This window comes from Rhizobium sp. P2_G9 (assembly GCF_056403475.1).
This window is the reverse complement of sequence record NZ_JBFUFK010000069.1, coordinates 41,956-55,318: the sequence shown is the minus strand read 5'-3', so window position 1 is coordinate 55,318 and position 13,363 is coordinate 41,956. Positions and strand designations below refer to the sequence as shown.

Annotated in this window: 13 protein-coding genes; 11 read left to right on the top strand and 2 right to left on the bottom strand. The window is 58.0% G+C overall.

The features are described 5' to 3' along the window. Positions 1 to 179 precede the first annotated feature (179 nt). Positions 180 to 500, bottom strand: coding sequence for a DUF6804 family protein (locus AC1DYF_RS36615; RefSeq protein WP_477883358.1), 321 nt, complete (start codon positions 498 to 500; stop codon positions 180 to 182). Between the two features lie 13 nt (positions 501 to 513). Next, positions 514 to 708, bottom strand: coding sequence for a hypothetical protein (locus AC1DYF_RS36610; RefSeq protein ID WP_477883356.1), 195 nt, complete (start codon positions 706 to 708; stop codon positions 514 to 516). Positions 709 to 1,185: 477 nt separating this feature from the next. Here AC1DYF_RS36610 and AC1DYF_RS36605 point away from each other — a divergent pair, with 477 nt between their 5' ends. The 11 genes from AC1DYF_RS36605 (at position 1,186) to AC1DYF_RS36555 (ending at position 13,350) form a co-directional block, all read left to right on the top strand. Further along, positions 1,186 to 2,130 carry a transglutaminase family protein gene (locus AC1DYF_RS36605; RefSeq protein ID WP_477883354.1) on the top strand — a complete coding sequence of 315 codons (945 nt, stop codon included), beginning with the start codon at positions 1,186 to 1,188 and terminating at the stop codon, positions 2,128 to 2,130. Positions 2,131 to 2,172: 42 nt separating this feature from the next. Next, on the top strand, positions 2,173 to 2,943 hold the full coding sequence (locus tag AC1DYF_RS36600; RefSeq protein WP_477883352.1) for a hypothetical protein: 771 nt from the start codon (positions 2,173 to 2,175) through the stop codon (positions 2,941 to 2,943). Between the two features lie 20 nt (positions 2,944 to 2,963). Further along, positions 2,964 to 3,314, top strand: a complete 351-nt coding sequence (locus AC1DYF_RS36595) for a hypothetical protein (RefSeq protein ID WP_477883350.1) — start codon at positions 2,964 to 2,966, stop codon at positions 3,312 to 3,314. Positions 3,315 to 3,474: 160 nt separating this feature from the next. Beyond that, positions 3,475 to 4,098, top strand: a complete 624-nt coding sequence (locus AC1DYF_RS36590) for a recombinase family protein (RefSeq protein ID WP_477883348.1) — start codon at positions 3,475 to 3,477, stop codon at positions 4,096 to 4,098. 156 nt (positions 4,099 to 4,254) lie between these two features. Further along, on the top strand, positions 4,255 to 5,214 hold the full coding sequence (locus AC1DYF_RS36585) for a hypothetical protein (protein ID WP_477883346.1): 960 nt from the start codon (positions 4,255 to 4,257) through the stop codon (positions 5,212 to 5,214). Between the two features lie 476 nt (positions 5,215 to 5,690). Continuing rightward, positions 5,691 to 6,893, top strand: coding sequence for an amidohydrolase family protein (locus tag AC1DYF_RS36580; protein WP_477883345.1), 1,203 nt, complete (start codon positions 5,691 to 5,693; stop codon positions 6,891 to 6,893). Further along, positions 6,890 to 8,191, top strand: coding sequence for an amidohydrolase family protein (locus tag AC1DYF_RS36575; RefSeq protein WP_477883343.1), 1,302 nt, complete (start codon positions 6,890 to 6,892; stop codon positions 8,189 to 8,191). The genes AC1DYF_RS36580 and AC1DYF_RS36575 overlap by 4 nt, the downstream gene beginning before the upstream one ends. Positions 8,192 to 8,586: 395 nt before the next feature. Next, positions 8,587 to 9,471, top strand: coding sequence for a non-homologous end joining protein Ku (gene ku, locus AC1DYF_RS36570; protein WP_477883341.1), 885 nt, complete (start codon positions 8,587 to 8,589; stop codon positions 9,469 to 9,471). Positions 9,472 to 9,480: 9 nt separating this feature from the next. Continuing rightward, entirely contained in the window at positions 9,481 to 10,290 is an 810-nt protein-coding gene (ku, locus tag AC1DYF_RS36565; RefSeq protein WP_477883339.1) for a non-homologous end joining protein Ku, read from the top strand. Positions 10,291 to 10,406: 116 nt separating this feature from the next. Continuing rightward, entirely contained in the window at positions 10,407 to 11,816 is a 1,410-nt protein-coding gene (locus AC1DYF_RS36560; RefSeq protein ID WP_477883337.1) for a DUF5939 domain-containing protein, read from the top strand. Positions 11,817 to 11,940: 124 nt separating this feature from the next. After that, positions 11,941 to 13,350: a DUF5939 domain-containing protein gene (locus tag AC1DYF_RS36555; protein WP_477883335.1), complete on the top strand. Its 1,410-nt coding sequence runs from the start codon at positions 11,941 to 11,943 to the stop codon at positions 13,348 to 13,350. Positions 13,351 to 13,363: the final 13 nt, after the last annotated feature.

The following is a 13,363-nucleotide window of genomic DNA, read 5'->3' as shown; positions in this document are numbered from 1 at the left end:
ATTTTAAGCGTTCTCGGTCGGGGTGGTATGTTGACCCGTCTGGGCACTGAAAGGCGATAAACGGGTACCCCGGATATTTGGGCCAAAAGTTCGAAAGCCCCAATCAAATAAGAGGAAACGCGGGTTCCCCCCGGTGCCCCTCGACGTCAGGGCATCGCTTACACCTACCAAGCCGTGCGCTATTGCTTTCGCCCCGCCCATGACCGACGCGACAATGCCAGCCATGTGAAGAACACCGCAAGCCCCAGATCGATAGGCAGCCATGCCGATCTATCCAGCCTGACCGTTATGATCGGATTGAACAGCAGTGCGACAGCGCCCATGAAGATCACCGTCCATACCACGGCTTGCCGCGCTTGATATAGGCCAAGGGCTGCGACGACCGCCGCAATGGTGACCACTAGCCGCAAGAGCGTGTAGTAACCGTAAGGCAGCGGAAGGACGGCGATGACCAGCAGCGCTGCGGGTATCAGGAAAAACAGTGTCGGACGTTCGGTCACTTGCCGCCGCCTCCTACAGGTTGAAGGCATACACGATGACCCCGGCAATCGCCACAAGCGCTACCAGCACCAGCCTATGCACGACAGCGTACCCGGTCCGCCTGCCAAAGCCGTCCGAGGCTTTCGTGGGCAATATCTTCTGCGCAGCCGGATTGGAGATGAACACCTGCACCAAGACGAAGCCGATACACACGACTATGAAAATCATGAATTTGTCCAAACGACAGTCCCCCACTTCGCTGTATTCAACAAAGCTTATGATGCCGTACTTCAACCTGCAACCCCTACGTTGAGCCATTCAACATCTATTCGGACGCTCGCTGCCGCTGGTTCTCAAAGGTACACCTAAATCGCATCGTCTTCGGCTGGACTGGATGCAGAAATGCCACCGATCCTAATCGCAGTTCGAAAATCGCACCGCGCTCAGCGAAGCGACTCTTGGCAACGTTCCTATATATGATAATGTCTATGTTATATAATGTCTGGAAAATCATTAAATCTCATGAGGTTACGTGGCACTCCGGGAATGGAGTGCTTGGTTCAGGTCTTTATTGAGGACGCACCCGCACCTTGCCGCCGCCAGGCCGCATGTTGCCCACAGGAATCATTTAAACTGGTAATCCGTTCGCCTTGACACTCCCGTTTGCCGCGAACTACCAATGGTAGCGGGGCATAGGGGCTGGATATGTTGGTGCGTTCAATCGTCGTGGCGATGGCTGTTTTGATGATGGCCGTGCTGCCCGCCCATTCATCCGAATTTTCGAATATACAGCTGCAAAGCCAGGTCGAGGCCTTGTTTGCGGGCAACCGCGATATGGCCGAAATCAAGCTCACCATCGACCGGCTGACCGACCCTTCGGTGAACGTGGCCGAGGGGCTGAAGGAGATTGCCCGACTGGAAACCGATCTCGACCGCATGGCGGCCGGGGAAACCGACAGCCTCGCCAAGCTCGCCGTCCTCAAACGCTTTGTCTACGAAGCCGGGCCGTGGAACCAGGGCAGGCCGTTCCAATACGACCTGACCGACCCCACCGGCCAGAAGCCGGRAAACCGCCTGCTCACCGATTACCTCGCCGATCGTCACGGCAACTGTGTCTCCATGCCAACCCTGTTCATGGTGCTGGGCCAGCATCTGGGCCTGAAAATGACCTTGGCGCAGGCACCGTTGCACCTGTTCGTCAAGTTCACCGATGACCAGGGCCGGGAGTGGAACCTGGAAACCACCAGCGGCGCCGGGTTTACCCGTGACAGCCACTACCGCAAGATTCTGCCGATGACCGACGCGGCCGTAGCCAGCGGCATCTATCTGCGCGCACTCTCACGCGACGAGACGATTGGTGTCCTGGCTATGGAGTTGGTTGACCATTTCCTGAGAAATGGCCGTTTTGAAGATGCCATCGTTGCCTCTGACGTCATCCTCAAGCACGCGCCGAAATTGGCCTATGTGATGGTCAAGCGCGGCTCGGCCTATGGCGGGATTCTCCGGCGCGACATCGTATCGAAATACAAATCAACGAGCGAGATGGACCCGGAGACCAAGGCTTATGCCGATGGGCTCTATCAGGCCAATCTCGCGGGTTTCGCTGCCGCCGAGGCGCTCGGCTGGCGCGAGCAGGACGGGCAGCTTTAGGGGATTAGAGGGGATGTTGAGATGAGAGACTTGGAGACATCGATGTTTTCACGGCYGATGAGTCTGGTGCTTTTCGCCTTCTTGATAGTGGTGACATTTAGCCAGGCTGCCGATGCGCGGTTTATTTCGCCGGATGATTGGGACCCGACAAAGCCGGGGGTGGGCACCAATCGCTACGCTTATTCGGAAAACGACCCCATCAATAAGAGCGATCCGAATGGGCACAATGATACCGGTGCCTCAAGCGATGACGAAGATCATGATGGCCTTCCGCATGACCTAGACCCCCATCCCGGTGTTGATGACAGGGTGTTTAAGAAGCCAGGAGACTTTCCTGGTCTAATTGGAAAATTCATGGGTGGTGGGGGACCCGGAAAGGTCGCTACCACACCTGGAAAGGCAACAATCGGAGATGATGGGCTTACACTTGGCAAAGCCCCCAAAACCGAAATCAGCGATAAAGCTAAAGAAATTTCGAAAGCAGCTAAGGAATTAGGTAAGGTAACCGATGAAGATGGGAAATTTATCGGTAAAGCCCCTGAGCAGGTTACACCCGGAATTAAGACGCTTAAGGGGCAGTATAAGGATGACCGGGGCAACATCCAACCTTGGGAGGCACACTATGATCAATACGGCCGCCAAATCGGCAGAACTGACTATAATGACGAAAACAGGGCGGCGGCGAAGCCAGAAGTGCACCATGAAATACGAGAATATGGCCCAGGGTTTTCGTATAAAGGAAAATCAGTGATAAATCACGAGCCAGGAGAGTATCCTGGGCCAAATTACTACCGTAAAGGAATTGATTATTAATATTGCATCGGAGAGTGCCAATGAGTGAAAATATTAATTGGAGCTATTTCAACGATCATTGTCTTGAATATAGACAATTCGGGAAAATTGTCTTCAAAAATAGCGTCGAAGGTGACGACGCTGGTCTTTGGGATATCGAGGTTGTATTTACTGACGACCCACGGGGTTCGGCTACTCTTAAAGCAGAGTTCTTTAGATGCTTTGGCATCCATACAGTCGATCTATTCTCCGCCGTTGCTATAGAGCTTAAGGTGATAGATGTAAGTTCCCATCAGATAGAAGGCGCACGCTATAAGATTGTAGACAATGAGTCCGGCGCAATCGATTTTTATTGCCATTCGCTTAGATTTACGAACATTCGCGATAAATGACGTTCGGGCGCTCCAGCGCAATGTGGATACCAATTGTGGAATATGCCATTTAGGTACACCTCCAGCGAACCATGAGCGAACCGGTTCGATAAATATCCATTGACTACTCAAATCAAACTGCATATAAGCGAACCAGTTAAATCGAACTGGAGCGGTCTCCATGACCTTCATCCGTGCCTATCTCAGAGCCTCGACAAAAGACCAAGACGCCAGCCGTGCAAGGGAAGACTTGTTTCGCTTCGCAGAGGAACGCGGCCTGAAAATTGCCGCCACCTACACAGAGAACGAGAGCGGGGCCTCACTGAAGCGGCCTGAGTTGTTCCGGCTGTTGGCCGACTGCCAGCCTGGGGACGTGCTGCTGGTGGAACAGGTCGACCGTCTTAGCCGCTTGAACGCTGTAGACTGGGAGAAGCTGAAGGCCGAGATCAGCAGCCGCAAGGTCAAGGTGGTGGCGCTGGACTTGCCCACGTCTTGGATGATGGCCACGGCTGGCAAGGACGACATCCAGAGCCGGATGCTGGACGCCATCAACGGCATGATGCTGGACATGCTCGCCGCCATCGCGCGCAAGGACTACGAGGACCGCAGAAGGCGGCAAGCGCAAGGCATCGAAAAGGCCAAGGCGAACGGTGACTATAAGGGCCGACCTGAGGACACTGAGCGGAATGCCGGTATCATCAAGATGCTCCAAGCCAAGCTGAGTTGGACTAGCATCCAGAAGGCTACAGGCTGCTCACGGTCCACGCTGTCGAGGCTGGCCAAACGGACGGCTGAGGTAGTCTAAAAAACTTTAGCTGTCACCTTCTTGCGGGGTGATTATGTGTTTTCAATTGCTGAGGGCAGCCGCGCGGGGTTACTACATCCTCTTCCAAGTTCGTCGGCCCACCTATAGCGGTGCTGCAACTTGTGTCGGATAACCGGTCTCTGATTGGAGTGGCTAATGAGTGAAGAATTACGCCCGGCTACGACCCCCGCCCACAGGCTGAACTTTACGACGACTCGTATCGAAATGTTTGCGAACGGGGTCTTGATGGCGCATGGAACTGGCTTCGTTGTGCGCTACCGGGATCAATATGCGCTGGTGACCGCTTGGCACAACTTGAGTGGTAAGAGCCCGATTGACGGTAGTTTAATAGCAAAGATCAGGCCTGATGAAATACGCTTCGAGGTCACCATCGCTGACGAGGTTGGCTTCGTGGATTTCGGGAAATCTAAGAAGTTCCGACGCCCCCTCAGCTTAAAGTTATACGATGAAGATGATCAGAAGATTTGGGTAGATTTCAACAAAGACGGATATCAGGTAGATGTCGCGTTGATTTTGCTAAACGATGCTATCCCAGAATTGATGCAGTATGGCGGGCTTGTTCATATCGATGTTCCATCAACACACCAAGGAGGCGTCTATAACCCAGGGGCAATATTTCCCCCTATGGAGGAAGAGAAGCTAGTCTGGCTTTTCCCGAGGATTAGGAGCGAGGTGTTCATTCTCGGATATCCAAAACATATCCAACTAAGCGATGGGTTTCCCGTCTGGAAAAGGGCGTCAATCGCGTCAGAACCAAACAGCGCAGTGGTTCGTGATGGCGTTGCATTTCAAGATATCCTTTATATAGACGCACTGACGAAGGCGGGGATGTCGGGCGCCCCGGTAATTTACATGGCTCCGGAAGGAGACTTCATGTGGAACGACAAGGGAGAATTTGAAGAATTAGAGTCTCGGTCGATCAAGCTTGTTGGGGTGTATGGTGGGCGGGACGGCTCAACCTCGGACGAAAACGATTTCTCGATGGGACGTGTCTGGAAAGCCAATGTTGTTATCGACCTATTCCGCAAGGCTCTGACGGATAAGGGCGGCGATAACGAAAAATACTGGACTCTCGATAGCGACGACGACGATTGAACAATCGCGCTTCAGCGTGGAAATTTGTGGTACACAGACTGGACGCACTGTGGTACACAATGTTCGAACCACCGCTTGGATACCCCCGCGTCAAGGCCTTGATTTTAATACGAACTCTCGAAAGGCATTGGTGCCCCTTATGCGCTTTGATCGCCTCTTCTGGGCACCATTCCCTTCCGTAATTGTTGATATTGTTTGTGTATTGATCCTCCACCGGGAGGCTCACAGCTGTTACGCAGATGTTCGAGCTGTGGAAAAGAATACCCCTCTCTCCCCGTCGCCTGATGGTACATAGCGCAGCCTATGGCATCCTTTCTGCCCACAAGGGTGAGGCCACGGTGGCCCATGCCTGTCGGCCAGACGCGAGCCGTCGAATTTTCTGATGCGGTTTGGCACCATTATTGCATGCATTTTTCATCACTGGCCGACACTACCGCAAGATTGACGTCTGAGATCAGAAAGAACGGCACCCTCTCGTGACCCCTATCGACACGCTTTTCATCAATGCAAAACTGGCAGACGGCTCGCTATGGGACATCGGCGTGGCGGACGGACGCATCGCCTCCATCACGTCTGCGGGCTCGACGGCCTCCGTCGGCGACACCATCGACCTCGCCGGCGCACTCATCGTTCCCGGCTTTGTCGAAGGCCATATCCATCTCGACACGAGCTTCTACGGCGACAAATGGATCCCGCACAAGCCGTGCACCAACGGCTTCGACGTGCACGAACGCGTCGCCTTCCAGGCTCAGAACATGGCCGAGGCCGCACCCATGGACGAGCGTGCCCGCAGCCAACTCGACCTCTGCATCGGCAACGGCAGCACCCAGATGCGTAGCCATGTGATTGTCGACGGCTCAGTCGGGTTGAAATCGCTTGAAACGGTGCTGAAGGTGCGAGAAGACTATCGTGACCTGATCGACATTCAACTCGTCGCCTTTCCGCAAAGCGGCATCCTCAAAAGCCCGGGCACGCCGGACCTGCTCGACGAAGCGATCAGGTTGGGCGCCGATCTGGTCGGCGGGCTCGATCCTGGCAGTTTCGACCGCGATGTCGATGGCCATCTCGACGTGGTCTTCGGCGTGGCCGAGAAGCATGGTGTCGATGTCGACATTCATCTGCATGATGCCGGGACGCTCGGCCTGTTCACCATCCAGGAAATCTGCGCCCGGACGAATGCGCTCGGCATGCAGGGCCATGTTGCCGTCAGCCATGCCTACGGCCTCGGTGACCTCGCGCCGGACCAGGCGAAGAAGGCGGCCGACCTGATCGCTGCATCGGGCGTCGCGATCATGACCAATGCGCCGGGCAACCACAATTTCCCATCCGTGGCACTGCTGCGCGCGGCCGGCGTCACCGTGTTCAGCGGTAGCGACAATATCCGCGATTCCTGGTGGCCCTATGGAGATGGCGACATGCTTGGCCGTGCAATGATGATCGGCTACCGCTCCGGCTTCTACACTGACGAGGAACTGAATGCTGCCTTCGACGTGGTGACCGCGGCCGGCGCCAGGGCGCTGCGGCTCGAAGGCTACGGCATCACGGTCGGCGCAAAAGCTGATTTCGTGGCGCTTGCGGCCGAGCATGTGCCGCAGGCCGTCGTGGCTGTTCCGAAAGGGCGCAGGGTCTTCAAGCACGGCCGGCTGGTGGCCGAAGATGGGCGCGTGGTTCGCGCATGAGTCTTCCTGCGCCGCTCTTCGATCTCCTCATCCGCAATACCCGTATCGAGGCCGATGGCGCGCTGGTCGACATCGCCGTGCGCGGTGGGAATATCGCTGATATTGGCTCGACGTTGCGGTGCGAAGCTGCCGAAGCCGTTGATGCCGAAGGCGCCTTTGCCTGCGGCGGCTTTGTCGACAGCCATGTTCATCTCGACAAGGCCTGTATTCTTGACCGCTGCACGATTTGCGAAGGCACCCTGGCGGAAGCTGTGCGAGAAACAGCAAAAGCCAAGACCGGTTTTACGGAAAGAGATGTCCATGCCCGCGCCGCGCGCGTCGTCGAACAGGCGATCGTCAATGGCACCACGCGCATGCGCACATTCGTGGAGGTGGACCCGCGCGCTGGCATGCGATCATTCGAAGCGATCAAGCGGATCCGGGCCGATTATGCGTTTGCGATCGACATCGAGATCTGCGCCTTTGCGCAGGACGGACTGACGAACGAGCCTGAGACGTTGGCGATGCTGGATGGGGCACTGGCTAATGGCGCGGATCTGGTCGGCGGCGCGCCCTATATCGACCCGGACCCGCCCGGCCAGATCAAGCTGATCTTCGATCTCGCCGAAAAGCACGACGTGCCGGTGGATCTCCACCTCGATTTCGACCTTGATCCGGCCATGACCAACCTGCCGGCCGTCATCGGAGAAACCATGCGGCGCGGCTGGCAGGGCCGTGTTTGCCTCGGCCACATGACAAGCCTGTCCGCCCTGCCGCCGGCCGAGGTCACCGCAATTGCGTTGCGCCTGGCCGAGGCTGACATCGCGGTCACCATCCTGCCCTCGACGGACCTTTTCCTCAACGGTCGCGCCTATGACAAGCTTGTACCGCGCGGCGTCGCACCTGGACATGTCCTGACACATAGCGGTGTCGTCACGTCGATCGCCAGCAACAACATCCTTAACCCGTTCACGCCCTATGGCGACAGTTCACTGATCCGCATGGCCAATCTCTATGCCAATGTCGCTCAGCTTTCGCGCGATGACGATTTGCGGCACGTGTTCGATATGGTCACACGCTCGGCGTCGCGGCTGATGCAGGCGGATTACGGCCTAACGGTCGGCAAGCCTGCCGACATCGTGCTCATGGACTGCGGTGGTCCTGTGCATGCCGTGCGGGAAATTCCCCGCATTGTCTGCGGCTGGAAGAATGGCCGCAAGACGTTCGACAACGGCCGGCCGACGATTTTCCGGCCATGCTCGCCTACGCCGTCGCAGGTGCAGAGCCATGAGGGAACCGCCTCATCAATTCGGGACTGAGCCCAACGACGATCACCGACTTCACCCATCTGACCGACAAGATCGATCTGTCGCACTGGGATACGATCGGTACGTTCAGCCAATTGAAGAGCCACGCCAATGACGACAGTCACGTCAACATGGTCATCACTGCAGGCGCCGACACGCTGACGATCTGGGCATGACGAAACCTAATCTCGACAATACCGACTTTACATTCTAGGGAGCGGGACGCAGTGCCAGACGAGCGGATCTTCATCTGCCTCTGGACTGGAATTCCTGTCAAATCATTGAGTTGACTTGCTCTTTAGCGTCCATCACGCTCATCGCACTATACTTCAGGCCAATGGCCTCCAAGGAACAATGCGAATAGTCACTCGTTTCGTCGCATGAGTTTCCCCATTCGGAGCGAGACAATGGCACCACGCGCGCAGTGGAAGGGATTTCTGAAGGTCGGTGAAGTCAGTTGCGCGGTGTCGCTCTATACCGCTGCGACGACGTCGGAGCGTATCAGCCTCAATATTCTCAATCGCGACACCGGCAACCGGGTGCGGCGGGAATATGTCGATGTCGAGACCGGAAAGCCTGTCGAGTACGACGATCAGGTCAAAGGTTATGAGACCGATAGCGGCGACTATGTCGTGCTTGAGCCGGAAGAGATCGCCGCCGCCGTGCCCGAAAGCGACAAGACGCTTGCCATCGAAGCCTTCATTCCCTGCGCGGAGATCGACGACACCTATTTCGACAAGCCCTATTATCTCGGTCCTTCGGACAAGAGCGGCAGCGATGCCTTTGCCATTCTCCGGGACGGAATGGAGGAGGCGAAGGTGGCGGCGATTGCCCGCACCGTGCTGTTTCGCCGTGTCCGCACCGTGCTCATCCGTCCGCATGGCAAGGGATTGATCGCCACCACGCTGAATTTCGATTACGAGGTGCGCTCCGCCCGCGAAGCGTTCGACGATGTGCCGGAGATGAAGATCAAGGGCGAGATGCTCGACCTTGCCAAGCACATCATCAACACCAAGAAGGGCAAGTTCGATGCCAGCGATGTCGATGACAGATATGAAGAGGCGTTGACCGAGCTCATCAAAGCCAAGCTGGAGGGTCGGCCGCTGCCGAAGCCGAAGGCGCCCGAAGTGGTCAAGGCGAGCGATCTTATGGAGGCGCTTCGCCTGAGTGCCGGAAGCGGTGCGGAAGGCAAGACGGAAAAGCCCGCCGCGGCCGGCAAGGCGAAGCGATCCGGCGGCAAACAGACGGCTGCCCGCAAGCGGTCCGCTGAAGCCGCGCGACGGGCGAGCTAGGAGACGGCGATGGCGCAGCGTCCTTATTGGAAAGGCTATCTCAAGCTCAGCCTGGTCAACTGCCCGGTCCAGATGATGCCGGCGACATCCGAGGCCGAAAAGGTTCGCTTTCATACGCTGAACCGCAAGACCAAGAACCGCGTCGTCAGCCGCTATATCGATTCGGTGACCGGGCGGCCAGTCGAAGAGGATGACGAGGTCAAGGGCTATCAGCGCGGCGAGAACGAATATGTCATGCTCGAGGAAGAGGAGCTGGACGCCATCGCGCTGGAAAGCGTACGCACCATCGATATCGAAATGTTCAGCCCGCATGATTCGATCCATTGGATCTGGCTGGAAAAGCCCTATTACTTGTCGCCATCCGACCCGATCGGGGAGGAAGCCTTTTCGGTCATCCGCGATGCCATGGCGGCGACGAAGATGGTGGGAATTTCACGGCTGGTTGTGGGCGGGCGCGAGCGCGCGGTGATGCTCGAGCCGCGCGACAAAGGCATCGTGCTCTGGGCGCTGCGTTTTCGAGACGAGGTGCGCGACGAAAGCGACTATTTCGCCAGAATTCCGGAAAAGTCCGATCATGAACTGATGCCGCTCGTGCAGCAATTGATCAAGGAGCGGGTCAAGCGCTGGAAGCCGGATATGGCGAGCGATCCTGTGCAGGAAGAGCTGCTGCAGATCATCGCGGAGAAGAAGAAGCAGCGCGGCAAGACCGTGACGCGCAAGCCGGCGCCGGAGGAAAAGCCGGCGGAGACCAGCAATGTCATCAATATCATGGACGCGTTGCGGCAGAGCCTGAAAGGCGAGCGGCAAAAGTCCCGGTGAACGCTCGACGCGCAATCAATCGATCCGCGGCACTGCGGTTGGTCGTGGGCAAGATTCTGCGTGCGGCGCAACAAAGTGAGTGTTGGCGACGGCAATTTCGATCTATAACCGCCGGCATGATCGAAGCCACATCCCTGTTGGAAGCGCTGCGCCAGTCGTCGCCGCCCGCTATTGTCGATGCGATCGAGCGCCTGGTCCGCGAGGCGCCCGACCGCAAGCTCAACCGCATCAACGCGCTTGCCTTCGCGGCCCAGGAGGGGCTCGATGAAGAACAGACGATCGCGGCCTTCCTGCATGGATCGCGGCTCGGTCTTTTCGAGCTCTCCTGGAACGTGCTCTGCTGCAGCTGCGGCGGCGTGCTCGGCGCCAATAGCACGCTCAAAACCGTCCGGGAGTCCAAATATACCTGCAAGTTGTGCGTCGCGGATTATGAGGCCACGCTGGACGACAAGGTCGATGTCACCTTCACCGTCAGTCCGCGGGTGCGTTCCATCGGTGCCCATGACCCGCACAGACTGTCGCCGGAAGAATATCTCCGCCAGGTCTATTGGAGCTCTGGCGTCGATCTGCCGGACGAGGACTGGGACAAGGCGCTCGGCGGGYTCATTCTCGACACGCTCGAACTGCCGGCCGGGGAAAAGGGGACGATTTCGCTGACCCTGCCCGAGGGGTTCGCCTTCATCTTCGAGCCGGTCACGGATGCCGTGCAATTCATCGACGTGAAGGGGGAACCGACCAAGGAGCGACGCAGCCTCGCGATCGTCTATGACCGTTCCCCCAATCCGAGCGAGATGATGGTGCTGCAGCCCGGACCAGTGCGCATCCAGGTCGAGAATCACACCGATGTCCGCGCCCTGCCCTCGGTTTGCCTCGCCAATGAGGCGATGCATGCCCTGGTCGGCAAGCGGCGGCCATATCTGACCGCCAAGCGGCTTCTGTCCAACCAGACTTTTCGTGACATCTATCGCACCGATACGCTCGATGCCGATCAACGGCTGAAGATCATGGGCCTCACCTTCCTGTTCACCGACCTGCGCGGCTCGACCGCGCTCTATGAGCGGGTCGGGGATCTGGCGGCCTTCGACCTGGTGCGGGCGCATTTCCGGGCGCTGCAGGAGATCGTCGCTGCTGAGGCGGGTGCGGTGGTCAAGACCATCGGCGATGCTGTCATGGCGACGTTCCCGACGCCGGATCGCGCGGTGTCCGCGGCGATCCGCATGCGCGAGGCAATGCGCCGCCTGAACGAGCAGCGCGGCAGCGAGGATCTGGTGCTCAAGATCGGTATTCACGAAGGCCCTTGCATCGCCGTCAATCTCAATGATCGGCAGGATTATTTCGGCCAGACCGTCAATATTGCGTCACGCGTGCAAAATCTTGCCACGGAGCAGGAAATCTATGCCACCGGCGCGGTGCTCAACGACCCGGCGGCCTCCACGCTGCTTGCCGATCGCGGCGTCGATGTGATGCCGAAAAACGTGGCGTTGCGCGGCATCGCCAATGAGGTCACGATCTTCACCATCCCCTGAATGAAATCACCGGCGTGGCCTTGGTGATGCAGACACATGCCCACAGGGCGGGCGGGGTTGTGATTCGGCATGCGACACGACAAAGACAGTGTCGGCTGCGGCGATTTCGATGTATGGTGGCTCTATGAGCGAAACCGTCTCCCTGTTCGAAACGCTGCGCCAATCCTCGCGGGCCGATGTCGTCGACGCGCTTGAGCGCCTGGTCCGGGACGCGCCGGACCGCAAGCTCAATCGTATCAATGCGCTTGCCTTCGCGGCCCAGGAAGGGCTCGACGAGGAGCAGACGATCGCTGCCTTCCTGCATGCCTCGCGGCTCGGCCTGTTCGAACTCTCCTGGAACGTGCTGTGTCCCGGCTGCGGCGGCGTGCTCGGCGCCAACAGCACGCTCAAAACCGTCCACGGCAGCGAATATACCTGCAAGCTGTGCGCAGCGGGATATGAGGCGACGTTGGACGATACGGTCGATGTCACCTTCACCGTCAGCCCGCGCGTGCGCGCCATAGCTGCCCACGACCCGCACAGGCTGTCGCCGGAAGAATATTTCCGTCAGATCTATTGGGGCTCGGGCGTCGACCTGCCCGAAGAGAATTACGACGAAGCCGTCGGTGAATTCGTCCTCGATGCACTGGAATTGCCGCCGGGGGAGAAAGGCACCATTTCGCTGGCCCTGCCGGAGGGTTTCGTCATCCTCTTCGAGCCGGTCACACATGCCGTGCAGTTCATCGAAGTGAAGGGCGAGCCGACCAAGGAGCGACGAAGCTTTTCGGTCATCTATGACAAAGGCTACGATCCCAGCGAGGTCATGGTGCTGCAGCCCGGCCCGGTGCGCATCCAGGTCGAGAACCACGCCGACGTCCGAACGCTCCCGTCCATCTGCCTTGCCAATGACGCGATGCATGCCATGCTCAGCCACCGGCGACCGTTCCTGACGGCCAAGCGGTTGCTGTCGAACCAGACATTTCGCGATATCTATCGCACCGACATGCTCGACGTCGATCAGCGGCTGAAGATCACCAGCCTCACCTTCCTGTTCACGGATCTGCGCGGCTCGACGGCGCTTTATGAGCGGGTCGGAGATCTCGTCGCCTTCGACCTGGTGCGCACGCATTTCCGGGTGCTGCACGAGATCGTCGCCGCCGAGGCAGGTGCCGTGGTCAAAACCATCGGCGATGCTGTAATGGCGACGTTCTCGACGCCGGATCGCGCCGTGGCAGCCGCCATCAGAATGCGCGAGGCGATGCGCCAGCTGAACGAAGAGCGCGGCAGCGAAGATTTGCTGCTCAAGATCGGCATCCACGAGGGCCCCTGCATCGCCGTCAGTCTCAACGAACGACAGGATTATTTCGGCCAGACGGTGAATATCGCTTCGCGCGTGCAAAATCTTGCCACCGAGCAGGAAATCTACGCCACCGGCGCGGTGCTCAAGGACCCGACGGCGTCTTCCCTGCTTGCCGATCGCGGCGTCGATGTCGTGCCGAAAAACGTGGCGCTACGTGGCATCGCCAATGAAGTCACGATCTTCACCATCCCCTGAGCGCTGAAAGCAT

Excerpts from the sequence above, each read along its gene's own strand:
- AC1DYF_RS36610 (WP_477883356.1), bottom strand. The coding sequence starts at position 708 with ATGATTTTCATAGTCGTGTGTATCGGCTTCGTCTTGGTGCAGGTGTTC.
- AC1DYF_RS36595 (WP_477883350.1), top strand. The coding sequence starts at position 2,964 with ATGAGTGAAAATATTAATTGGAGCTATTTCAACGATCATTGTCTTGAA.
- AC1DYF_RS36590 (WP_477883348.1), top strand. The coding sequence starts at position 3,475 with ATGACCTTCATCCGTGCCTATCTCAGAGCCTCGACAAAAGACCAAGAC.
- AC1DYF_RS36585 (WP_477883346.1), top strand. The coding sequence starts at position 4,255 with ATGAGTGAAGAATTACGCCCGGCTACGACCCCCGCCCACAGGCTGAAC.
- AC1DYF_RS36575 (WP_477883343.1), top strand. The coding sequence starts at position 6,890 with ATGAGTCTTCCTGCGCCGCTCTTCGATCTCCTCATCCGCAATACCCGT.
- ku (WP_477883341.1), top strand. The coding sequence starts at position 8,587 with ATGGCACCACGCGCGCAGTGGAAGGGATTTCTGAAGGTCGGTGAAGTC.
- ku (WP_477883339.1), top strand. The coding sequence starts at position 9,481 with ATGGCGCAGCGTCCTTATTGGAAAGGCTATCTCAAGCTCAGCCTGGTC.
- AC1DYF_RS36555 (WP_477883335.1), top strand. The coding sequence starts at position 11,941 with ATGAGCGAAACCGTCTCCCTGTTCGAAACGCTGCGCCAATCCTCGCGG.